Raw genomic sequence first — 22,238 nt, forward strand, 5'->3', positions numbered from 1 at the left:
TCGCGCGGCTCGTGGTCCGGTTTTCCGCTCTTCGCCCGCCGGGACCCGCTCACGACCGCAAGACTGCCACGACCCACCGACAACCTCGAACCGGTCGGGGCCGCGGACGGCGGTTCGTGCCGGTCAAGGCCGATCACCTAGGATCGGTCCGCCCCTCCGCGCACCTCGCGGAGGGGCTATCCACCTGTTGTCCGTGACGGGAGCTGTCCACCAACCATGTCCGGAGCCAACGACCCGTACGACCCGAAGCAGGTCGCGGCGCTCTCCCCGGAGGCGCTGGACACGGCGGTCGAGCAGGCTCGGGAGGCGTTCGCGAAGGCGGCCGACCTCGACGAGCTGGCCGCCGTGAAACCGAGCCACCTGGGCGACCGCTCGCCGGTCCTGCTGGCCCGCCGCGAGATCGGCGCCCTGCCGCCCGCCGCGAAGGCCGAGGCCGGCAAGCGGGTGAACGTGGCGCAGAACGCCGTCAAGCAGGCGTTCGAGGAGCGGCGCGCCGAGCTCCAGGTCGAGCGCGACGAGCGCGTCCTGCGCGAGGAGGCGGTCGACGTCACGCTGCCGCGGGACCGCGTCCCGCGCGGCGCGCGGCACCCGATCTCCACGCTCGCCGAGCGCATCGCCGACGTGTTCGTGGCCATGGGCTACGAGGTCGCCGAGGGCCCCGAGCTGGAGACCGAGTGGTTCAACTTCGACGCGTTGAACTTCGGCAAGGACCACCCGGCGCGGACCATGCAGGACACGTTCTACGTGGCACCCGCCGACTCGGGCCTGGTGCTGCGCACGCACACCAGCCCGGTGCAGGCGCGCACGCTGCTGGACCGCGAGCCGCCCGTGTACGTGGTGTGCCCCGGCCGCACGTTCCGCACCGACGAGCTGGACGCCACGCACACCCCCGTCTTCCACCAGGTCGAGGGCCTGGCCGTGGACAAGGGCCTGACCATGGCCCACCTCAAGGGCACGCTCGACGCGTTCGCCCGCGCCATGTTCGGCGCGGACTCCCGGACCCGCCTGCGACCGAGCTTCTTCCCCTTCACCGAGCCGTCCGCCGAGGTGGACGTGTGGTTCCCGGAGAAGAAGGGTGGCGCGGGCTGGGTCGAGTGGGGCGGCTGCGGCATGGTCAACCCGAACGTGTTGCGCAACTGCGGCGTCGACCCGGACGTGTACTCCGGGTTCGCGTTCGGCATGGGCCTGGAGCGCACCCTGCAGTTCCGCAACGGCCTGCCCGACATGCGCGACATGGTCGAGGGCGATGTCCGCTTCACCCAGCCATTCGGAACGGAGGCCTGACCGGTGCGCATTCCGGTTACCTGGCTGGTCGAGAACCTCGAGTTCACCGAGACCCCCACGCCAGAGCAGCTCGCCGAGGCGTTCGTGCGGATCGGCATCGAGGTGGAGGACGTCCACCGGCTCGACGGCGTCACCGGACCGCTGGTCGCGGGCCGCGTCGTCGAGGTCGAGGAGCTGACCGGGTTCAAGAAGCCGATCCGCTACTGCCAGGTCGAGGTCGGCCCGGAGCAGGTCAACGGCATCGTCTGCGGCGCGTCGAACTTCCGGGAGGGCGACACCGTCGTGGTGGCGCTGCCCGGCGCGGTGCTGCCCGGCGGGTTCGCCATCTCCGCCCGCAAGACCTACGGCAGGACCAGCGACGGCATGATCTGCTCGGCCCGCGAGCTGGGCCTGGGCGACGACCACGCGGGCATCATGGTGCTGCCCAGCGGCACCGCGCAGCCCGGCGACGACGCCGTCGAGCTGCTCGGCCTCGGCGACACGGTCATCGAGGTCTCGCCCACCCCCGACCGCGGCTACGCGTTCTCGGTGCGCGGCCTGGCCCGCGAGCTGGCCTGCGCGTTCGACGTGCCGTTCGGCGACCCCGGCCTGGCCGAGGTGCCCGAGGGCGAGGGCGAGGTGCTGCCCGTCCGCATCGAGGACGAGGGCGCCTGCTCCCGGTTCGTGGCCCGCCGCGTGACCGGCGTCGACCCGACCGCGCCCACCCCGTGGTGGATGCGGCGGCGGCTGATGCTCGCGGGCATCCGGTCGATCTCGCTGCCGGTGGACGTCACCAACTACGTGATGCTGGAGCTGGGACAGCCGCTGCACGCGTTCGACGCGTCGTCCGTGAAGGGCGGCCTGGTCGTGCGGCGCGCCGTGGCCGGCGAGAAGCTGACCACGCTGGACGAGCAGGTCCGCGCGCTGGACCCGGACGACATCGTGATCGCCGACGACAGCGGCGTCGTGTCGCTGGCGGGCGTCATGGGCGGCGCGAGCACCGAGGTCGGCCCCGCCAGCTCGGACATCCTGCTGGAGGCGGCGAACTGGGACCCGGCGTCCATCGCCCGCACGGTGCGCCGCCACAAGCTGCCCAGCGAGGCGGCGAAGCGCTTCGAGCGGGTCGTGGACCCGGCGCTGGCGCCGGTGGCGCTGGAGCGCGCGGCACGCCTGCTGGACATGTTCGCCGACGGCAGCATCCGGCCCGAGCGCACGGACGTGGGCTCGCCCGCCGCGCCCGGCCGGGTGACGATGCCGATCGACCTGCCCGACCGGGTCGCCGGGGTGCGCTACGCGCGCGGCGTGACGGCGCGGCGGCTGGGCCAGATCGGCTGCCAGGTCGAGGTCACCACCGGTGACGACGGCGCGACGATGGTCACCGCGGTGCCGCCGACGTGGCGCGCGGACCTCACCCAGCCCGCGGACCTGGTGGAGGAGGTGCTGCGGCTGGAGGGCTACGACACGATCCCGTCCACGCTGCCGCCCGCGCCCGCCGGCCGCGGCCTGACCGAGCAGCAGCGCCGTCGCCGCACGGTGTCCCGCGCGCTGGCCGAGAACGGGTTCGTCGAGGTCAAGCCGTTCCCGTTCGTCGCGCCGGCGGTGTTCGACGCGCTCGGCCTGCCCGAGGACGACGTGCGCCGCAACGCGGTGAGCGTGCTCAACCCGCTGGAGGCCGACAAGCACGCGCTGGCCACCACGCTGGTGCCGGGGCTGCTGGAGACCGTGCAGCGCAACCTGGCGCGCGGGCAGAAGGACCTGGCGGTCTACGCGATCGCCCAGGTGACGCTGCCGCGCGCGCAGCAGGTGCCGGTGCCCGCGGTGGGCGTGGGCGCGCGCCCGTCGGACGCCGACGTGGCGTCGCTGCTGGCGTCGCTGCCGCAGCAGCCGGTGCACGTGGCCGCCGTGCTGGCGGGCAACCGCGAGCAGGCCGGCTGGTGGGGCAAGGGCCGCCAGGCCGACTGGGCGGACGCGGTGGGGGCCGCGCGCCTCGTGGGCGAGGCGTACGGCGTGGAGCTGACGGTGGTCGCCTCCGACCTGGCCCCGTGGCACCCCGGCCGGTGCGCGGAGCTGCGCGTCGGCGACTGGCCCGTGGGGCACGCGGGGGAGCTGCACCCGAAGGTCGTGGAGGCGCTGGGCCTGCCGAAGCGCACGGTCGCGCTGGAGCTGGACCTCGACGCGCTGCCGCTGACCGACGACCGGCCCGCGCCGGTGGTGTCGCCGTACCCGCCGGTGTTGCTGGACGTGGCCGTGGTGGTGGGCGCGGACGTGCCCGCCGACCGGGTGGCCAGGGTGCTGCGCGCGGGCGGCGGGGCGCTGCTGGAGGACATCCGGCTGTTCGACGTCTACACCGGTGACCAGGTGGGCGAGGGCAAGCGGTCGCTGGCCTACTCCCTGCGCTTCCGGGCGCCGGACCGCACGCTGACGGTGGAGGAGGCGACGGCGGCGCGCGACGCGGCCGTGGCCGCCGCCGCGGAGCGCTTCGGCGCGGTGCTCAGGGGCTGATCGCGGTCCCGGACCCGCGTCGCCGCGGGTCCGGGACTAGGCCGGCTGAGTGATCCGCACGGTGCCCATGCGGGGTGAACGCGCAGGTCGGGTGAGTGCCGTCCGGTGTCAAGGGGTCCAAAGACCTGTGTTTCCGGGCACGCTGGGTCCTTGCGCGGATGTTGAATGTTCTCCAAGATTGGCTGTGCGGCCCGCTGGGCCGAGGGGCGAAGCGATGAACCGCCGGGCGTGTCTGGTCGCCGGTCCGACGGGGAGCTAGCGGCGAACCCACCGCCTGGAGCAGCAATCTAGTGAGGTTGCCTCATGCGCAGTTTGGGTCCCCGGATGGAAGCCGCCGTCGCCGCGACCATCCTCGGTGTGGGGGCTGCCGTCGTGGCCGCCATGCACCTGACCTGGCCCGAACCGGAGTTGCCCGCCATGGCGTACTCCGTGAGCGGGGCCGAGGCGGGGGTGGCAGACCTCCAGCCGTTCGAGATCGACGACATCTCGGGCGCGCCGGTCGAGCTGACCCCGGGCAGCGAGGGCGCCCGCCTGGTGCGGCTGTCCAACCCGAACGGCGTCGACATCGTCGTGCTGACCCTCCAGGCCCAGCCGGGCCTGCCGCTGGACGAGGCGCGGAACCACGTGCCCGAGTGCCCGTCCGGGGTGCTCACCGTGGTCCCGATGGGGGAGCCGGTCACCATCCCGCCCGCCGGCGCGGTCGAGGTGGAGATGGTCGTGCAGATCGCGCACGACGTGCCGGACGCGTGCCGGGACCTGGTCTTCCCGCTCACCTACTCGGGGCGCGCCGCCCGAGGCTAGAGGTGCCTGAGGGCCTCGCGCCGGGACAGCGCGGACAGGCCCGGGTGGTCGTCGACGAACGCACGGACCCAGTCCGGGTCCGTGCGGGCGTGCTGCCGCAACGCCCAGCCGACCGCCTTGCGCAGGAAGAAGTCGGGATCGGCGGTGTTGGCCTCGACCACGTCGCGCAGCAGGTCCCGGTCGGTCGCGCCCTTCGAGGCGAGCTGGCAGATCACGGCCGTGCGGCGGCGCCACCGGTCCTCGTCGGTCGCCCACGCGCGCACCAGGGGCGTCACGTGCGCCGGGTGGGCGCGCAGCAGCGGACCGACCCGGTTGGCGGCGACCTCGTCCACGAAGTCCCACCACGCCCCGGTGACGACGAACTCGTCGTAGACGGGCAGCAGGTCCACGTCCTGCCAGTCGCGCCGGCGGCCCGTGAGGTCGACGGCCGCGTAGCGCTCCTCGCGGAAGCGGGCGTCGCGCCACAGCTCCAGCGCGGTGGCCAGCCACTCGTCGCGCGAGGTGAGGGGGTGCTCGGCCAGCGCGGCGCGCAGCACGCGGACGCGCTCCGGTTTCGGCACGCCGAGGAACGGCATGTCGGACTTCATGTACCGCCGCATCCCCGGCGCCTTCGCCGGTGAGGCCGCGGCGGCCAGTCCACGTCGGATCACCCCGGCGAGTCCGTTCACCCGAACACCGTAGGGCAGGTTCGTGTGCGAGGCTTCCGGCATGAGCGAGTACGACTACGACCTGGTCGTCATCGGATCGGGCCCCGGCGGCCAGAAGGCGGCCATCGCGGGCGCCAAGCTCGGCAAGCGCGTCGCCGTCGTGGACCGCGCCGACATGGTGGGCGGCGTGTGCGTCAACACCGGGACGATCCCGTCGAAGACGCTGCGCGAGGCGGTGATGTACCTGACCGGGATGAGCCAGCGCGACCTGTACGGCGCGAGCTACCGGGTCAAGAGCGACATCTCCATCTCGGACCTGCTCTCCCGCGCCCAGCACGTCATCGGGCGCGAGGTGCAGGTCGTGCGCGCCCAACTGCACCGCAACCACGTCGACCTGCTCAGCGGCACCGCGGCCTTCCTCGACCCGCACACCGTCTCCGTGCGGGGCGAGCACCGCGGCGAGCACCACTCCGTCACCGCCGAGAAGATCGTCATCGCCACCGGCACCCGCCCCGCGCGACCGGACCAGGTGGACTTCGACGAGGCCCGGGTGCTCGACTCCGACGAGGTGCTGGCGCTGGAGGAGATCCCGTCGTCGCTGGTCGTGGTGGGCGCGGGCGTCATCGGCATCGAGTACGCCTCCATGTTCGCCGCGCTCGGCACCCGCGTCACGGTGGTCGAGCAGCGCGACCGGATGCTCGACTTCTGCGACCCGGAGATCGTCGAGTCGCTCAAGTTCCACCTGCGCGACCTGGCGGTGACGTTCCGGTTCGGCGAGAAGGTCGTCAACGTCGACGTGGCCGAGACGGGCACGGTCACGACGCTGGCCAGCGGCAAGCGCATCCCGGCCGCCGCGGTGATGTACTCGGCGGGCCGGCAGGGCAACACCGAGGCGCTCGACCTGGACAAGGCGGGCCTGGAGGCCGACCGGCGCGGCCGGCTCAGCGTGGACGAGCACTACCGCACGCCCGTCGAGCACATCTACGCGGTGGGCGACGTCATCGGCTTCCCCGCGCTGGCCGCCACGTCGATGGACCAGGGCAGGCTCGCGGCCTACCACGCGTTCGGCGAGGAGGCGCGCGAGCTGTCCGCGCTCCAGCCCATCGGCATCTACACCATCCCGGAGATCTCCTACTGCGGCGCGACGGAGGCCGAGCTGACCTCGTCCGCCACTCCGTACGAGGTGGGCCTGGCGCGGTACCGGGAGCTGGCGCGCGGCTCGATCGTCGGCGACGCCTACGGCATGCTCAAGCTGCTGGTGTCCACCGTGGACCGCAGGCTGCTCGGCGTGCACCTGTTCGGCACCGGCGCGACGGACCTCGTGCACATCGGGCAGGCCGTGATGGCGTGCGGCGGCACGGTGGACTACCTGGTGGACACCGTCTTCAACTACCCGACGCTGTCCGAGGCGTACAAGGTCGCCGCCCTGGACGCCACGAACAAGATCCGCGCCCTGGAGCGGTTCGGCCGGTAGGCGTCACACCGCACCCACCAGTGCGGCGACGTGGTGCAGGCGCGCGTCGTGGACGTCCCGCAGGGGCGGGACGAGCAGGGTCGTGAGACCCGACTCCACGGCCGCGCCGTCGTGCGTGGACCGGTCGCCCACCACGAGCGTCCGGTCCGGCTCGGCGCCCAGGTCGTCGAGCGCGAGGCGGAAGATCGCCGGGTCGGGCTTGACCACGCCGTGCTCGAACGACAGCGTGAACGAGTCCACCGGCAGGTCCCGGAACGCGGGCCGGATGTCGAAGTGGATGTCGCTGAGCACCCCGATCCGCACGCCGTGCCCGCGCAGCGCCCGCAGCACCGGCTCGACGTCCACCGCGAACGGGTTCGCCGCCGGGTCGCACTCCACCGCGTACAGCGAGTCGGCCAACTCGTCGTCGATCCCGGCGTCCCGGAACGCCCGGTGGCAGGTCTCGCGGTGCAGGTCGGCGTCCGCGTCCATGCCCGGCACGTCCGGCGCACCCACGCGCAGCAGCGCCGCCACCCCCGCCGCGCCGGACGGGTCGCGGCCGAGCCGGCGCAGCGCCTCGGTCGCCCAGCCGGTGAACGTCGGCGCGAGCACGAGCGTGCCCCGCCAGTCGAAGATCACGGCGCGCAGCCGTCGGTCACCATCCGTGTCCAGGTGTCTCACTCGCCCGACCCTGCCGCGTCACCCCGACCCGTCGCTACCTTCTCCCCACCGCACCTCCCGCGCCGCCGACGGTCGGAGGCCCACCATGACCCTGCCCCTGCACATGCGCCGAGACGGGTTCGCCCCGGCGGCCGAGCTGGCCGCGGCGCGCGACGAGGACGGTGTCCGGCTGTTCGAGACGCCGATCGGCGACCGGGTGTGGCTGGTGACGCGCGTCGCCGACGTCCGCCGCGTCCTCGGCGACCCGGCCCGGTTCGGGAACTCCGCGCGCCACCTCGTGCCCGGCGCGCCCGCCCTGTCCGACGAGGAGCTGGCCCGCGTGCGGCCCGGCAACGTGCTCGGCTACGACCCGCCCGAGCACACCAGGCTGCGGCGGCTGCTCGCGCCCGGCTTCACCGCCCGCCGGGTGCGCCTCCTCGAACCGAGGGTGCACGAGATCGTGCACGACCACCTCGACGCGATGGCCGACGCCGGGCCGCCCGCCGACCTCGTGCCCGCGTTCGCGCTGCCCGTGCCGTCGCTGGTGATCTGCGAACTGCTGGGCGTGCCGTACGCGGAGCGCGCCGAGTTCCAGCAGCGCGCCGCGGACTTCTTCGACGTGTCCCTGACCCCGGAGCAGCGGATGGACGTCGCGCTGCGGTCCCGCGCCTACCTGGCCGGGCTGGTCGACCGCGCCCGGGTCGACCCCGGCGACGACCTGCTGGGCGTGCTCGTCCGCGCCGGCGAACTGGACGGCGACGAGCTGGTGGGCGTCGCCGACCTGCTGCTGCTCGCGGGCCACGAGACGACGGCCAACATGCTGGGCCTGGGCGTGCACGCCCTGCTGCGCCACCCCGACCAGCTCCGCCTGCTGCGCGAACGGCCCGAGCTCGTCGACGGGGCGGTGGAGGAGCTGCTGCGCTGGCTCACCGTCGTGCACACCGGCGTGCCGCGGGTCGTGACCGCCGACGTCGAGCTGGGCGGCCGCGAACTGGCCGAGGGCGACCTCGTGGTCTGCTCCCTGCCCGCCGCCAACCGCGACCCCGACCTGCTGCCCGACGCCGACGAGCTGGACCTGACCCGCCGGCCGACCGGCCACGTCGCGTTCGGCCACGGCGCGCACCACTGCCTCGGCGCGCCCCTGGCCCGGCTGGAGATGCGCGCCGCCCTCCCCGCGCTGCTGCGCCGCTTCCCGGACCTGCGCCCGGCGGGCGAGCCGGAGTTCCGCCCGCGGCAGGTCGTCTACGGGCTGTCGTCGCTGCCCGTGACCTGGTGAGGGCTGCCTGCGGCGTGGTGGGGCGGCTCCCACGACGTGGAAAGGAATTTGAGTGATGATGCACCGGAGTGCATACTTATCCGCATGACGGTGCGGATCGCGGTGGCCGGGGCCAGTGGCTACGCCGGCGGTGAGGTGCTCCGGCTGCTGCTCGGGCACCCGGACGTGGAGATGGGGGCGCTCACGGCCGGCGGCAACGCGGGCACGCCGCTGCTCGCCCACCAGCCGCACCTGCTGCCGCTCGCCGACCGCGTCCTCGAGGAGACCACCGCCGAGCGGCTGCGCGGCCACGACGTCGTCTTCCTCGCCCTCCCGCACGGCAAGTCGGCCGCGATCGCCGCCGAACTCGGCGACGACACCCTCGTCGTCGACTGCGGCGCGGACCACCGGCTCACCAGCGCCGCGGCCTGGGAGCGCTGGTACGGCGGGGAGCACGCGGGCAGCTGGCCCTACGGCCTGCCCGAGCTGCCCGGCAAGCGCGACGAGCTGCGGAGCGCGAAGCGCGTCGCCGTGCCCGGCTGCTACCCGACGGTGTCCTCGCTGGCCCTGGCCCCCGCGATGGGGCTGGTCGAGCCCGAGGTCACCGTGGTCGCCGTCTCCGGCACGTCCGGCGCGGGCAAGGCGGCCAGGACGAACCTGCTGGGCTCCGAGGTGATGGGCTCGCTGTCCGCCTACGGCGTCGGCGGCGCGCACCGGCACACCCCCGAGATCGCGCAGAACCTGACCGGGGTCGCCGGTCACGACGTGAAGGTCTCGTTCACCCCGGTCCTGGCCCCGCTGCCGCGCGGCATCCTGGCCACCTGCTCGGCCGCGCTCACCGACCCCGACGCGGACGTCCGCGAGGTCTACGCGAAGGCCTACGCCGACGAGCCGTTCGTGCACCTGCTGCCGGAGGGCCACTGGCCCACCACGGGCGCGGTGCTCGGCTCGAACGCCGTGCAGCTCCAGGTCACCGTCGACCGCGACCTGGGCAGGCTCGTCGTCGTCGCCGCGATCGACAACCTGGCGAAGGGCACCGCGGGCGCCGCGGTGCAGTGCATGAACCTGGCACTCGGCCTGCCGGAGACCACCGGCCTGTCCACCGTGGGAGTGGCACCGTGAACCGCGAGCCCGTGAACCGCAACCCCGTGAACCGCGACAGGGGCGTGACCGGCCCGTCCGGCTTCAAGGCGGCGGGGGTCGCCGCCGGCATCAAGGAGTCCGGCGCGCTGGACCTCGCGCTGGTCGTCAACGAGGGGCCGGGCCAGGCCGCCGCGGGCGTCTTCACCACCAACCAGGTCAAGGCCGCGCCCGTGCTGTGGTCGCAGCAGGTGCTCAGGGAGCGCCGGCTGCGCGCCGTCGTGCTCAACTCGGGCGGCGCGAACGCCTGCACCGGCCCCGAGGGTTTCCAGGACACCCACGCGACCGCCGAGAAGGTCGCCGCCGTGCTGGACGTGGGCGCGATCGAGGTCGCCGTGTGCTCCACCGGCCTGATCGGCGAGCGCCTGCCGATGGACGACCTCACCGCGGGCGTCGACAAGGCCGCCGCCGAGCTGGCCGCCACGGACCGGGCCGGGCTGGACGCCGCCACCGCCGTGATGACCACCGACACCCACCCCAAGCAGTCGTTCCAGGCCCACCCCGACGGCTGGTCCGTCGGCGGGTTCGTCAAGGGCGCGGGCATGCTGTCGCCGAACATGGCCACCATGCTCAGCGTCATCACCACCGACGCGGCCCTCGACGGCGACGCGCTCGACGCGGCCCTGCGCCGGGTCACCGCCCGCACCTACGACCGGCTCGACGTCGACGGCGGCACGTCCACCAACGACACCGTGCTGCTGCTCGCCTCCGGCGCCTCCGGCGTCACCCCCGACCCCGAGGAGTTCGCGAAAACCCTCGAAGCCGTCGCGGGCGACCTGGTCAAGCAGCTCCAGGGCGACGCGGAGGGCGTCACCAAGGAGGTGGCCATCACGGTCACCGGCGCGCTCACCGAGGCCGAGGCCGTCGAGGTCGCCAAGACCGTGGCCGAGGACAACCTGGTGAAGACCGCCCTGTTCGGCTCCGACCCCAACTGGGGCCGCATCGCCATGGCCGTCGGCCGCTCCCGCGCCACCGTCGACCAGCACAGGCTGAGCATCGCCATCAACGGCGTCACCCTGTTCGCCGACGGCCACAAGGCCGCCGACCGCGCCGAAGCCGACCTGTCCGGTCGCGACGTCGACATCGTGGTGGGCCTCGGCCTCGGCGACGGCACGGCCACCGTGCTCACCACCGACCTGTCGCACGCCTACGTCGAAGAGAACAGCGCGTACAGCTCGTGACGATCCCCGCACAGGACAAGGCCGCCGTCCTCATCGAGGCGCTGCCCTGGCTCCAGCGCTTCCGCGGCGCGATCGTCGTCGTCAAGTACGGCGGCAACGCCATGGTCGACGACGAGCTCAAGCGCGCGTTCGCCCAGGACGTGGTGTTCCTCAAGGTCGCCGGCCTGCACCCGGTCGTGGTGCACGGCGGCGGCCCGCAGATCGCCGCGATGCTGACCAGGCTCGGCATCCACAGCGAGTTCCGCGGCGGCCTGCGCGTCACCACGCCCGAGGCCGTGGACGTGGTCCGCATGGTGCTCGTCGGCCAGGTGCAGCGCGAGCTGGTCGGCCTGATCAACCGCCACGGCCCGTACGCGGTCGGCCTGTCCGGCGAGGACGCCCGCCTGTTCACCGCCGCGCGCCGCCCGGCGGTCGTGGACGGCGAACCGGTCGACATCGGCCTCGTCGGCGACATCGTCGACGTCGACCCGGACGTGGTGCTCGACGTCGTGCGCGCCGGCCGCATCCCGGTGATCTCCACGGTCGCCCCGGACGTCGACGGCGTCGTGCACAACGTGAACGCCGACACCGCGGCGGGCGCGGTGGCGGTGGCGCTGGACGCCGCGAAGCTCGTGGTCCTCACCGACGTGGAGGGCCTCTACGCGGACTGGCCGGACAGGGGCTCCCTGCTGCACCGGGTCGACGCCGCGCGGCTGGAGGAGATGCTGCCCGACCTGGACAGCGGGATGGTGCCCAAGATGGAGGCGTGCCTGCGCGCGGTGCGCGGCGGCGTCCCCGAGGCGCACGTGATCGACGGACGATCGGCGCACTCCCTGTTGTTGGAGGTCTTCACCTCCGAGGGCGTCGGGACCATGGTGACCGAGGGGACCGGGGAACGGGCATGAACGACCAGCAGCGGTGGCAGGCCGCGATGATGGACAACTACGGCACGCCGGGCCTGACGCTCGTCCGCGGCGAGGGCGCGCACGTGTGGGACGCGGACGGCAACCGCTACCTCGACCTGCTCGCCGGCATCGCGGTCAACGCCCTGGGCCACGCCCACCCGGCCGTGGTCGCCGCCGTCACCGAGCAGATCGGCAGGATCGCCCACACCTCCAACCTCTACATCAACGAGCCCGCGCTCACGCTCGCCGAGCGCCTGCTGGACCTGGCGGGCGCGGACGGCGACGGCCGGGTGCTGTTCTGCAACTCCGGCGCCGAGGCCAACGAGGCCGCGTTCAAGCTGAGCCGGCGCACCGGCCGCACCAAGGTCGTGGCCACCGACGGCGGCTTCCACGGCCGCACCATGGGCGCCCTCGCGCTCACCGGCCAGCCCGCCAAGCGCGCCCCGTTCGAGCCGCTCGTGCCCGGTGTCGTGCACATCCCGTTCGGTGACGTCGACGCCCTCGAAGCCGCGATCGACGACGAGACCGCCGCGTTCGTCGTGGAGCCCGTGCAGGGCGAGAACGGGGTCGTCGTGCCGCCCGAGGGCTACCTCGGAGCCGCCCGCCGCATCACCGCCGAGCACGGCGCGCTGCTCGTCCTCGACGAGGTGCAGACCGGCGTCGGCCGCCTCGGCACGTGGTTCGCCTTCCAGCAGGCCGGTGTCGTGCCGGACGTGTTCACCCTGGCCAAGGGCCTCGGCGGCGGCCTGCCGCTGGGCGCGTGCGTCGCGCTCGGCCCGGCCAAGGACCTGTTCGAACCCGGCCAGCACGGCACCACGTTCGGCGGCAACCCGGTGTGCTGCGCCGCCGCCCTCGCCGTGCTCGACACGATCGCCGCCGACGGGCTGCTGGAGCACGCCTCCGCGGTCGGCAAGGAGATCGCCGCGGGCGTCGAGGCCCTCGACCACCCGCTCGTCTCCGGGGTGCGGGGCGCCGGCCTGCTGCTCGGCATCACGTTGCGCGAGGCGGTCTCGGCGAAGGCCGCGGCGGCCGCGCAGCGGGCCGGCTACCTGATCAACCCCATCCAGCCCGACGTCATCAGGATCGCCCCGCCGCTCGTCCTCGACGAGGCCGACGCGCAGCGGTTCGTGGCGGGGCTGCCGACCTGGCTGGAGGCGTGACGTGGTCCGCCACTTCCTGCGCGACGACGACCTGACACCCGCCGAGCAGGCCGAGGTCCTCGACCTCGCCGACAGCTACCGGGTGGACCGGCTCGGCGCCAAGCCGCTGGCCGGGCCCAGGTCGGTCGCGGTCATCTTCGAGAAGAACTCGACCCGCACCCGCCTGTCGTTCGAGGTGGGCATCGCCCAGCTCGGCGGCAACCCGGTGATCATCGACGGCCGGTCGATGCAGCTCGGCCGCGAGGAGACCATCGAGGACACCTCCCGCATCCTGTCCGGCTACGTGGACGCGGTCGTGTGGCGCACGTTCGCCCAGAAGCGGATGGACGCCATGGCGTCCGTCTCGCGCATCCCGGTGATCAACGCGCTGACCGACGAGTTCCACCCGTGCCAGGTGCTCGCCGACCTCCAGACGATCCGGCTCCGGCACGGCGCGCTGCCCGGCCTCACCGTCACCTACCTCGGCGACGGCGCCAACAACATGTCCCACTCGATGCTGCTCGGCGGCGTCACCGCGGGCATGCACGTCCGCGTCGCCGCCCCCGAGCACTTCCAGCCCGCGCCGTGGGTCCTCGACGCCGCCCGCGCGCGCGCCGCCGACACCGGCGGCTCCGTGCGGGTGCTCAGCGACCCGCGCGAGGCCGTCGACGGCGCGGACGTCCTGGTCACCGACACGTGGACGTCGATGGGGCAGGAGAACGACGGCCGCGACCGGACGCGCCCGTTCCGGCCCTACCAGGTCAACGCCGAGCTGGTCGCGGCCACCGGGGTGAAGACGACGGTGCTGCACTGCCTGCCCGCGCACCGCGGCCAGGAGATCACCGACGACGTCCTCGACGGGCCGGACAGCGCGGTCTGGGACGAGGCCGAGAACCGCCTGCACGCCCAGAAGGCGCTCCTCGTGTGGCTGCTGGAGCAGTCGGCGTGACCCGCACCGCGCGGCAGGCCCGCATCGTCGAACTGATCGCCCAGCGCGCGATCCGCAGCCAGTCCGAGCTGGCGAAAACGCTTGCGGTGGAGGGCATCGAGGTCACCCAGGCCACGCTGTCGCGCGACCTGGACGAGCTGGGCGCGGTCAAGCTGCGCGGACCGGACGGCGGCGCGCCCGTCTACGTCATCCCCGAGGACGGCAGCCCGGTGCGCGGCGTGCAGGGCGGCACCACCCGGCTCGTCCGGGTGCTCAACGAGCTGCTGGTGTCGGTCGACCACTCCGGCAACCTCGCCGTCCTGCGCACCCCACCCGGCGCGGCCCAGTTCCTGGCCAGCGCGCTGGACCGGGCCGCGCTCCAGGACATCGTCGGCACCATAGCCGGCGACGACACCATCCTCGTCGTGGCGCGCGAACCGGTCACCGGCGCCGAGCTGGCGACGCGCGTCGCCGCGCTCGCCGCCGGCGAGGCGGGGGACGAGGGGCCGTGAACGAGCGGGTCGTCCTGGCCTACTCCGGTGCCCTCGCCTCGTCCGTCGCGCTGCGCCGCCTCGCCGGCAGCGGCGCCGAGGTGATCGCGGTGACCGTCGACGTCGGCCGGGGCGACGCCCTGGCGACCGTCCGCGAACGCGCACTGGCCTGCGGCGCGGCCGAGGCGCTGGTCGTGGACGCCCGCGACGAGTTCGCCGAGCGGTACTGCCTGCCCGCGCTGCGCGCCAACGCGCTGCACGGCCCGCTGCTCCCCGCGCTGACCCGCCCGCTGCTCGCCGAGCACCTCGTGCGGGCCGCCGAGCGGCACGGCGCCACCGCCGTCGCCCACGACCTCGCCGCCGCCGACCGGGCGGGCGTGGACGCCGGCGTCGCGGCCCTCGCACCGCACCCGACCGTCCTCCCGCCGGACCACGAACCGCCCCGGGCCAGGCACGACCTCCGCGGCCGGGCCGCGCGCACCGGGCCGGCGCACTCGGTGCCGGCGGACACCTGCGAGGTCGTCGTCGCCTTCGACCGGGGCGTCCCGGTCGCCCTCGACGGCGAGACCGTCACCGCCTTCCAGGCCATCCGCGAACTCGACCTCAAGGCGGGCCGGCACACTGTGCGCGGGGTCCGGCAGGCGCTCGGCGCCCTCGCCCTGACCACCGCGCACCGGGAGCTGGAGACCGCCACCCTGGAGCACGAGACGGCCCGCTTCAAGCGGCAGGTCGACCGCCGGTGGGGTGAACTGGTGCGCGACGGGCAGTGGTCCTCACCGCTGCGGCACGCGCTGGACGGCTTCCTGGAGACCACCCGGCGGCACGTGACCGGCGAGGTCCGGCTCCTGCTGCACGACGGCCGCGCCACCGTCACCGGCCTGCACCGCGAGCAGGCACCGCACGACCACGCCCCCGCCGGCCGCGGCTGGGGCCACCCGCACGACCAGTCGAAGAGGGATCAGGGGTAGATGAGTTCTCTGTGGGGCGGGCGTTTCGCCAGTGGACCGGCCGAGGCGATGGCGATGCTGTCGCTGTCGACGCACTTCGACTGGCGACTCGCCCCCTACGACATCCGCGGTTCACGGGCGCACGCCCGCGTGCTCAACCGCGCGGGCCTGCTCACCGACGACGAGCTGACGCGCATGCTCGCCGCCCTGGACGCCCTGGAGGCCGACGTGGCCTCCGGCGCGTTCACGCCGGTCGTCGAGGACGAGGACGTGCACACCGCGCTGGAACGCGGCCTCATCGACCGGGCCGGGCCCGAGCTGGGCGGCAAGCTGCGCGCCGGCCGCTCCCGCAACGACCAGGTCGCCACGCTGTTCCGGATGTGGCTGCGCGACGCCGCCGAGCGCGTCTCCGAGGGTGTGCTCGACGTGGTCGACGCGCTCGCCGGCCAGGCCGCCGCGCACGCCACCGCCGTCATGCCCGGCCGCACGCACCTCCAGTCCGCGCAGCCCGTGCTCCTCGCGCACCACCTCCTCGCGCACGGCCAGGCCCTGCTGCGCGACGTCGAGCGGCTGCGCGACTGGGACAAGCGCGCCGCCGTGTCCCCCTACGGCTCCGGCGCGCTCGCCGGGTCCTCGCTGGGCCTCGACCCCGCCGCGGTCGCCGCCGAGCTGGGCTTCGACGCGCCCGTGGAGAACTCCATCGACGGCACCGCCTCGCGCGACTTCGCCGCCGAGATGGCGTTCGTGCTCGCCATGATCGGCGTCGACCTGTCCCGGATCGCCGAGGAGGTGATCATCTGGACGACCGCCGAGTTCCGCTTCGCCGTCCTCGACGACGCGTGGGCCACCGGCAGCTCGATCATGCCGCAGAAGAAGAACCCCGACGTCGCCGAGCTGACCCGCGGCAAGTCCGGCCGGCTCATCGGCAACCTCACCGGCCTGCTCGCCACCCTCAAGGCCCAGCCGCTGGCCTACAACCGGGACCTCCAGGAGGACAAGGAGCCCTTGTTCGACTCCGTCGAGCAGCTGGAGCTGCTGCTGCCCGCCCTGGCCGGGATGATCGGCACCATGCGCTTCGACACCGACCGCATGGCCGCCCTCGCGCCCGCCGGGTTCACCCTGGCCACCGACATCGCCGAGTGGCTGGTCCGGCAGGGCGTGCCGTTCCGCGTCGCGCACGAGGCGGCGGGGGAGTGCGTGCGCGCCGCCGAGACCCGCGGCGTCGGCCTCGACGAGCTGACCGACGACGAGTTCGCCGCCATCTCGCCCGCCCTCACCCCCGCGGTGCGCGACGTGCTCACCGTGGAGGGCTCCATCGCCTCCCGCGACGCCCACGGCGGCACCGCGCCCGACCGGGTCGCCGAGCAGCTCGCGAGGCTCCGGGACAAGGTCTCCCTTGCCCGCCTCGCCTAGGCAGCTCACCGAGCGGGAGCTGGCCGTCGACCCGATCGACGCGGCCCGGCTCCTGCTCGGCGGCACCATCGAGTCCACCACCCCCGAGGGCGTCGTGGGCGTGCGGATCGTCGAGGTCGAGGCCTACCGGGGCGGCGACGACCCGGCGTCCCACTGCTACCGGGGACGGACGCCGCGCAACGACGTCATGTTCGGCCCGGCCGGCCGGTTGTACGTGTACTTCGTCTACGGCATGCACTTCTGCGCCAACGTCGTGTCGCTGACCGACGGCGTGCCCGGCGCCGTGCTGCTGCGCGCGGGCGAGGTCGTGACCGGTCTGGAACTGGCCCGCGCCCGCCGCCCCGCCGCCCGCAGCGACGCCGAACTCGCCAAGGGACCGGCCCGCCTCACCGGCGTCCTCGGCCTCGACCGCGCCCACAACGGCACGGACCTGACCGCACCGGACGCCTCCGTGCGGCTGCTCGCGGGCGACCCCGTCGACCCGACCGCCATCCGCACCGGCCCGCGCGTCGGCGTCGCCGTGGCGGTCGACGTGCCGTGGCGCTTCTGGGTCGACTCCCCGGCGGTCAGCGCCTACCGCCGGGGCACGCGCCGCACCCGCGCCGCACCACCGCCGGAGCGCTAGACCTGCCTGCCGGCCCGGACCTCGCCGAACACGTGCGTGCCCGGCGCCTCCGGGTCGTCGCCGGCCCAGAACTCGACCCAGTGCCGCACGAACTCCGACTTGGAGATCGTGCCGTCGCCGTCGAGGTCCAGCAGCGCGAACACCCCGTCCGTCGGCGTCTCGTCACCGGTCCACGCGTGGATCATGCGGCCGTACTCGGGCGCCGACACCGCGCCGTCGCCGTCCTCGTCCACCGCCTCGAACATCGACTCGGCCGTGGCCACCACCAGGTCCAGCGCGGTGCCGAGGTTGTCCACCATCCTGAGCACCTCGTCGTGCGACACCTTCTCGTCGCTGTCCTGGTCGGACGCCGCGTGCAGGGCCTCCCACCAGCCCATCATGATCTCCCGCAACCGCTCCGGCTGGTACCCGTCGCGGAGGTGCACCCACCTGTCCGTCAACGCCTCGAAATCGGCGCGCTCCAGGTAACCGTCGCCGTTCACGTCCATCGCGGCGAACACGATGGAGGTCTTCTCCCGCTGCAAGTCGCTGGCCACGTGAACGAACTTGGCGGTCGAACGCGGCACGGGCAATTGACCAGCCGGGGCATACCCGCGTGCGGCAGGGTGAACGCGCCGTGACCGTCGGTAGTGCCATCATGGCGGGATGGGGAAGATCGACGACTTCGCGGTGATCGCGGCCCGGCACGTCCCGCTGGTCGCGGCGCGGATACCGCGGACACCGGCGGCACTCGTGGCGGGCCTGCCCGGGGACCCCGGACTGGTCGACGTCGCCGACGCCCTGCGCCACGCGGGCGGCCTGCTCGCCGAACGCCTCCTCGGCGCCCTGGAACTCCACCTCGACGACCTGCCCGGCGCCGCGCCCGGCCTGGTGGAGGACCTGCGGCCCGTCGAGCACGCCGCGGTCACCACGCTGAGCGGGGGCGCGACGAGCGAGACACAGAGCGCCCTGACCGTGCTGGACGCCACGCACCCCGGCGCGACCGCCCGCGTGCACGACCTCGTGCGCCGGCTCACCCACCACCCGGCGCTGGCCGAGGTGCTCGGCGTGCCGCCCGGAACGCCGCCCGCGCCCGTCGGACCACCGGCCGCCCCGACCGTCCAGGCCGCTCACGCCGCGCTCGCCGAGCACCGGCTCCGCCACCTGCCCGGCCTGGGCACCCCGACCGGCCGGGCCGTGCACCCGTCGGACGCCGCCGAGGACCCGGTCCACCGCGCCGCCCTCGAAGCCAACCTCCGCGCGGCGCGCGCACGGTCGGCCGCGGCCACGCCGCGGCCCGTCCACCCGCGCCCCCGCGCGATCCGGTACGCGCAGCCGTCACCGCCGATCGCCGACACCCCGGAGACCCGCGCCGAGACCGCCGCCGCGGCCCGCCACGCCACACCGCACCTCGCGCTCGCCGTGATCACCGCCCACGCCGTCCTGCGCCACCTCGGCGTCGCCACGCCGGCCGCCGTCGTCGGCACCGCCCTCGGCGTCACCGCGCGACTGCTCCCCGCCCTGCCCCCACCCGCCGACTACACCGAGGCCGTCCTGGCCCGCCGCCGCGCCGAGTACCTCTTCCCCCGGTACGCCTCCGGGCACGCCCGGGTCCACGACGGCCACTTCACCCTCGCCGAGGGACCCACCCCGGGGAACGTCGACTTCTCCGCCAACGGCCTCGTCGCCGTCGTCGACAACGGCATCGCCGTGCGCACCACCGACGTGGCCGGCGTGCCCGTCCGCCTCACCACCACCGAGACCGCGCCACCACCGCCCGACCTCGAGTGGTGGGACGACGTCGTCGAGGTCTCCTGGCACGCCCGCCGCGGTGACGCGGCCATCCCCGGCGTCTCCGACACCACCCCGCCGTGGCCCGGCGACCTCCGCGTCCGCGTGCACGCCAGGGGCCGCGACGGCAACGACACCGAGTGGTACGAACTCGCCGTCTGGCCGGCCCCGCCCGCGCCCGAACGGGTGCTCAAGACGGCGGACACCACCGAACCCCCGTACGCCGCCCACCGCTGGATCAACCGCAGCGCCCTCTCCGAGGCCGCGTGCGTCACCGTCGTCACCGGCTCCACCCGCGACGAGGTGCTGCGCGCGTTCGGCGCCACCGCGCCCGCCTCCCGGAGGGACGTCGGCCACGGGCACGGCACCGCCCCGTGGGTCGCCGTCCACGAGACCGGCGGGGCGGTCCTCGCCATCGAGCCCGACGGCTGCCGGGGCGCGGACCGCGACGTCCTCGCCGCGCTGTCCGCGCACGGCCGCGCCGCGAGCATGTTCTGGAACGTCGACGCGCTCACCGGGTTGGGCTTCGCCGAGCGAGGCCGGGTCGTCGCCGCCTTCGAACCCTGGTGCGCCGACGACCTGCCCGCCGACGTCGCCCGACTGCTGGACGACCTGGTCGGCTCGCGCCACAAGGTCGCCCGGGGGCTCACCGCCGTCGCCCGTTACACCGGGCGCGGCATCACCCCCGACGACCTCGCCGCCGTCGAGCGGGCCGACGAGGTCCACCTGATCACCGGGCAGGACCAGCCGGGCCGGTGATCCGGCGACGGTCAGCGCGCGGTCCTCCGGTACCAGACCCGCCGGTCACCGGAGGGCAGCGCGACCCGGGTGATCACGTTCGTCGGCACCGCCCCGATCAGCAGCCACAGCAGCGCGGCCAGGCCGTCGTTCAGCAGCGTCCGCAGCCCGGCGCTCGCGGGCGTGAACAGGTCGCGCAGGCCCGGCGACACCCCCGCCGACCACGACCCGATCATCCGCGCGAACCCGTTCGCCGGGTTCGCGCCGCCGATCACCAGGAAGATGCGGATCGCCAGCACGACGGCGACAGCCGGCACAGCACGTCGATCACCGCGCACACCACGCGCACCCGTCCGTCGCCGCGCTCGACGACCTCTTCCCGCTGGTACGCGACCTCCTGCGGAGGGACGTGCCGCTGCTGCGGCACCCCGGGGCGGGGCGCGATCCCGGTGGGGCGATCAGTGGGGCGTGGATCGCGATCCGGGTAGGTCATCGCTGCGGTCCTCTCACCAGCGCCCGCTCCCGACTACCCGGAGCGGACACCGGCTCAAACCGCGTTGACCAGGTGTCGGACAATGGCCAGGTGAGCGAGCACATCCTCGACGAGCTGACCTGGCGCGGCCTGATCGCGCAATCCACCGACCTCGACGCGCTGCGGAAGGACCTCGACGCGGGACCGCTCACCCTCTACGCCGGGTTCGACCCGTCCGCGCCCAGCCTCCACGCCGGCAACCTCGTGCCCCTGCTCATGCTGCGCCGCTTCCAGCGCGCCGGGCACCGGCCCCTCGTCCTGGCGGGCGGCGCGACCGGCATGATCGGCGACCCGCGCGACACCTCCGAGCGCACCCTCAACCCGCTCGACACCGTCGCCGAGTGGGTCGGGCGCATCCGCGGCCAGCTGGAGCGGTTCGTGGAGTTCGACGACGGCCCCACCGGCGCACTCGTCGTCAACAACCTCGACTGGACCGGCCCGATGTCCGCCCTGGAGTTCCTGCGCGACGTCGGCAAGCACTTCTCGGTCAACGTCATGCTCGCCCGCGAGACGGTCAAGCGCCGCCTCGAAGCCGACGGCATGTCCTACACCGAGTTCAGCTACCTGCTGCTCCAGTCCCACGACTACCTCCACCTCCACCGCGCGCACGGCACGAAGCTCCAGGTCGGCGGCTCCGACCAGTGGGGCAACATCATCGGCGGCGTGGACCTCATCCGCCGGGTCGACGGCAGGACCGCGCACGCCCTGACCGCGCCGCTGGTGACCGACGCCGAGGGCCGCAAGTTCGGCAAGTCCACCGGTGGCGGCAACGTGTGGCTCGACCCGGAGATGACCTCGCCGTACGCCTGGTACCAGTACTTCGTGAACGTCGGTGACGCCGACGTGATCCGGTACCTGCGGATGTTCACCTTCCTCTCGCGCGAGGAGGTCGCCGAGCTGGAGCGCCAGACCGCCGAAGCCCCCCACCTGCGCGCCGCGCAGAAGAGGCTCGCCCAGGAGTTCACCGACCTCGTGCACGGGGAGCACGAGACCCGGCAGGTCATCGCGGCCAGCCAGGCCCTCTTCGGCCGGGGCGAGCTGCGGGAGCTGGACCTGTCGACGCTGGAGGCCGCCATGTCGGAGGCGCCCACCGGCGAGGTCCGCCTGGCGGACGGCCCGACGATCGTCGACCTGCTCGTCGGCTCCGGGCTCGCGGACAGCAAGGGCGCGGCGCGGCGCACCGTGAAGGAGGGCGGCGCGTACGTGAACAACGCGAAGGTGACCGACGAGGAGTGGGTGCCCGCGAAGGAGGACCTGCTGCACGGCGCGTGGCTGGTCGTGCGGCGCGGCAAGCGCAACACCGCGGGCGTGCGCGTACTGCTCTGACCTGCACGGACGAGTGATCCGGAAGGCCGTCTGCCCCTCGTGGGCAGGCGGCCTTCGTCATCTCGTCGAGTGATCGCGGTCACACTGTTGCACGCGAGGCGGGTCGGATAGCGTGTGAGTCGGTACTACACAGGCTGCTGACCTGGGGTTTCGGCCTGTGGAGCGGTGCCGCGCCCCTGATTTGACCTCCTCTTCGGCGGCGTGTAACTTTCTCTCTGCCAGCGCGGAACGGGCCGGGAAGACCGGAACGGAGTGCGGCGGGTCACGAACCAAGCTCCCACCTCGTGTGGTAGAGTGGGTGACCTCGAGACGAGAAGACCCAGCCGAGGCCCTGAGGGCCGTTCCGGCCAAGGGCGTCAAGTTTCACAACAAAGCTTACGAATACACAAGCCTCCGAGCGAGCCGTGCAAGCGGTGAGTGACGATGAGCGCGTGTTCTTTGAGAACTCAACAGCGTGCCGAATAGCCAGTAAATTTATGATCCTCGTCAAGAGGATTCCTTTGAGATTGTTACTGGACAACTGACATTATTTGTCAGTGTTGT

At 73.8% G+C, this 22,238-nt stretch carries 20 protein-coding genes; 16 read left to right on the forward strand and 4 right to left on the reverse strand.

What is annotated here, in order from left to right:
- Positions 1-216 precede the first annotated feature (216 nt).
- From pheS to CKY47_RS32665, 3 genes are all read left to right on the forward strand, one after another.
- The gene (gene pheS / locus CKY47_RS32655) at positions 217-1,284 is read left to right on the forward strand and encodes a phenylalanine--tRNA ligase subunit alpha (protein ID WP_306750200.1); all 1,068 of its coding nucleotides are present in this window, start codon (positions 217-219) and stop codon (positions 1,282-1,284) included.
- 3 nt (positions 1,285-1,287) lie between these two features.
- On the forward strand, positions 1,288-3,765 hold the full coding sequence (gene pheT / locus CKY47_RS32660) for a phenylalanine--tRNA ligase subunit beta (protein WP_306750201.1): 2,478 nt from the start codon (positions 1,288-1,290) through the stop codon (positions 3,763-3,765).
- Between the two features lie 303 nt (positions 3,766-4,068).
- Positions 4,069-4,566 carry a hypothetical protein gene (locus CKY47_RS32665; protein ID WP_306750202.1) on the forward strand — a complete coding sequence of 166 codons (498 nt, stop codon included), beginning with the start codon at positions 4,069-4,071 and terminating at the stop codon, positions 4,564-4,566.
- On the opposite strand, the gene CKY47_RS32670 is transcribed toward CKY47_RS32665, so the two are convergent.
- A complete protein-coding gene (locus tag CKY47_RS32670; protein WP_371320776.1) occupies positions 4,563-5,276 on the reverse strand; it encodes a DNA alkylation repair protein in 714 nt (237 codons plus the stop codon). The genes CKY47_RS32665 and CKY47_RS32670 overlap by 4 nt on opposite strands.
- On the opposite strand from CKY47_RS32670, the gene sthA reads away from it, so the two are divergent.
- On the forward strand, positions 5,275-6,687 hold the full coding sequence (gene sthA / locus CKY47_RS32675) for a Si-specific NAD(P)(+) transhydrogenase (RefSeq protein WP_306750204.1): 1,413 nt from the start codon (positions 5,275-5,277) through the stop codon (positions 6,685-6,687). The two genes, CKY47_RS32670 and sthA, sit on opposite strands and share 2 nt — an antisense overlap.
- Positions 6,688-6,690: 3 nt before the next feature.
- On the opposite strand, the gene CKY47_RS32680 is transcribed toward sthA, so the two are convergent.
- The gene (locus tag CKY47_RS32680) at positions 6,691-7,347 is read right to left on the reverse strand and encodes an HAD family hydrolase (protein WP_306750205.1); all 657 of its coding nucleotides are present in this window, start codon (positions 7,345-7,347) and stop codon (positions 6,691-6,693) included.
- An 85-nt stretch (positions 7,348-7,432) separates the two neighbouring features.
- On the opposite strand from CKY47_RS32680, the gene CKY47_RS32685 reads away from it, so the two are divergent.
- The 10 genes from CKY47_RS32685 to CKY47_RS32730 all read left to right on the forward strand — a co-directional run bounded on the left by CKY47_RS32685 (position 7,433) and on the right by CKY47_RS32730 (position 17,329).
- Positions 7,433-8,602: a cytochrome P450 gene (locus CKY47_RS32685; RefSeq protein WP_306750206.1), complete on the forward strand. Its 1,170-nt coding sequence runs from the start codon at positions 7,433-7,435 to the stop codon at positions 8,600-8,602.
- Positions 8,603-8,686: 84 nt separating this feature from the next.
- Complete coding sequence (gene argC, locus CKY47_RS32690) at positions 8,687-9,703, forward strand: N-acetyl-gamma-glutamyl-phosphate reductase (protein WP_306750207.1); 1,017 nt, start codon at positions 8,687-8,689, stop codon at positions 9,701-9,703.
- Positions 9,700-10,902 carry a bifunctional glutamate N-acetyltransferase/amino-acid acetyltransferase ArgJ gene (argJ, locus tag CKY47_RS32695; protein ID WP_306750208.1) on the forward strand — a complete coding sequence of 401 codons (1,203 nt, stop codon included), beginning with the start codon at positions 9,700-9,702 and terminating at the stop codon, positions 10,900-10,902. The genes argC and argJ overlap by 4 nt, the downstream gene beginning before the upstream one ends.
- A complete protein-coding gene (argB, locus tag CKY47_RS32700) occupies positions 10,899-11,786 on the forward strand; it encodes an acetylglutamate kinase (RefSeq protein ID WP_306750209.1) in 888 nt (295 codons plus the stop codon). Before argJ ends, argB begins: the two co-directional genes overlap by 4 nt.
- Positions 11,783-12,946, forward strand: a complete 1,164-nt coding sequence (locus tag CKY47_RS32705) for an acetylornithine transaminase (RefSeq protein WP_306750210.1) — start codon at positions 11,783-11,785, stop codon at positions 12,944-12,946. The genes argB and CKY47_RS32705 overlap by 4 nt, the downstream gene beginning before the upstream one ends.
- 1 nt (position 12,947) lies before the next feature.
- On the forward strand, positions 12,948-13,874 hold the full coding sequence (gene argF / locus CKY47_RS32710) for an ornithine carbamoyltransferase (protein WP_306750211.1): 927 nt from the start codon (positions 12,948-12,950) through the stop codon (positions 13,872-13,874).
- Positions 13,871-14,365, forward strand: a complete 495-nt coding sequence (locus tag CKY47_RS32715; protein WP_306750212.1) for an arginine repressor — start codon at positions 13,871-13,873, stop codon at positions 14,363-14,365. Before argF ends, CKY47_RS32715 begins: the two co-directional genes overlap by 4 nt.
- Entirely contained in the window at positions 14,362-15,312 is a 951-nt protein-coding gene (locus tag CKY47_RS32720; protein WP_306750213.1) for an argininosuccinate synthase domain-containing protein, read from the forward strand. The genes CKY47_RS32715 and CKY47_RS32720 overlap by 4 nt, the downstream gene beginning before the upstream one ends.
- On the forward strand, positions 15,313-16,704 hold the full coding sequence (gene argH, locus CKY47_RS32725) for an argininosuccinate lyase (RefSeq protein ID WP_306750214.1): 1,392 nt from the start codon (positions 15,313-15,315) through the stop codon (positions 16,702-16,704).
- A complete protein-coding gene (locus tag CKY47_RS32730; protein WP_306750215.1) occupies positions 16,688-17,329 on the forward strand; it encodes a DNA-3-methyladenine glycosylase in 642 nt (213 codons plus the stop codon). The genes argH and CKY47_RS32730 overlap by 17 nt, the downstream gene beginning before the upstream one ends.
- Here CKY47_RS32730 and CKY47_RS32735 read toward each other — a convergent pair.
- Positions 17,326-17,865 (reverse strand): EF-hand domain-containing protein, encoded by a 540-nt coding sequence (locus CKY47_RS32735; protein ID WP_306750216.1) that lies wholly within the window; start codon positions 17,863-17,865, stop codon positions 17,326-17,328. The genes CKY47_RS32730 and CKY47_RS32735 overlap by 4 nt on opposite strands.
- 109 nt (positions 17,866-17,974) lie before the next feature.
- On the opposite strand from CKY47_RS32735, the gene CKY47_RS32740 reads away from it, so the two are divergent.
- Complete coding sequence (locus CKY47_RS32740; protein ID WP_306750217.1) at positions 17,975-19,858, forward strand: DUF6461 domain-containing protein; 1,884 nt, start codon at positions 17,975-17,977, stop codon at positions 19,856-19,858.
- Positions 19,859-19,869: 11 nt separating this feature from the next.
- Here the strand turns inward: CKY47_RS32740 and CKY47_RS32745 are convergent, their stop codons facing one another.
- A complete protein-coding gene (locus tag CKY47_RS32745) occupies positions 19,870-20,154 on the reverse strand; it encodes a hypothetical protein (RefSeq protein ID WP_306750218.1) in 285 nt (94 codons plus the stop codon).
- Positions 20,155-20,420: 266 nt separating this feature from the next.
- Between CKY47_RS32745 and tyrS the strand changes: the two genes are divergently transcribed.
- The gene (gene tyrS, locus CKY47_RS32750) at positions 20,421-21,695 is read left to right on the forward strand and encodes a tyrosine--tRNA ligase (RefSeq protein WP_306750219.1); all 1,275 of its coding nucleotides are present in this window, start codon (positions 20,421-20,423) and stop codon (positions 21,693-21,695) included.
- Positions 21,696-22,238 lie beyond the last annotated feature (543 nt).

The sequence above is a fragment of the Saccharothrix longispora genome, from assembly GCF_030852425.1.
GTDB lineage: Bacteria > Actinomycetota > Actinomycetes > Mycobacteriales > Pseudonocardiaceae > Actinosynnema > Actinosynnema longispora.

Bases quoted from the DNA above. Each gene is read 5' to 3' on its own strand.
- pheS (WP_306750200.1), top strand. From the start codon at position 217: ATGTCCGGAGCCAACGACCCGTACGACCCGAAGCAGGTCGCGGCGCTC.
- CKY47_RS32665 (WP_306750202.1), top strand. From the start codon at position 4,069: ATGCGCAGTTTGGGTCCCCGGATGGAAGCCGCCGTCGCCGCGACCATC.
- sthA (WP_306750204.1), top strand. From the start codon at position 5,275: ATGAGCGAGTACGACTACGACCTGGTCGTCATCGGATCGGGCCCCGGC.
- CKY47_RS32670 (WP_371320776.1), bottom strand. From the start codon at position 5,276: ATGCCGGAAGCCTCGCACACGAACCTGCCCTACGGTGTTCGGGTGAAC.
- CKY47_RS32685 (WP_306750206.1), top strand. From the start codon at position 7,433: ATGACCCTGCCCCTGCACATGCGCCGAGACGGGTTCGCCCCGGCGGCC.
- argC (WP_306750207.1), top strand. From the start codon at position 8,687: ATGACGGTGCGGATCGCGGTGGCCGGGGCCAGTGGCTACGCCGGCGGT.
- CKY47_RS32705 (WP_306750210.1), top strand. From the start codon at position 11,783: ATGAACGACCAGCAGCGGTGGCAGGCCGCGATGATGGACAACTACGGC.
- argH (WP_306750214.1), top strand. From the start codon at position 15,313: ATGAGTTCTCTGTGGGGCGGGCGTTTCGCCAGTGGACCGGCCGAGGCG.
- CKY47_RS32740 (WP_306750217.1), top strand. From the start codon at position 17,975: ATGGGGAAGATCGACGACTTCGCGGTGATCGCGGCCCGGCACGTCCCG.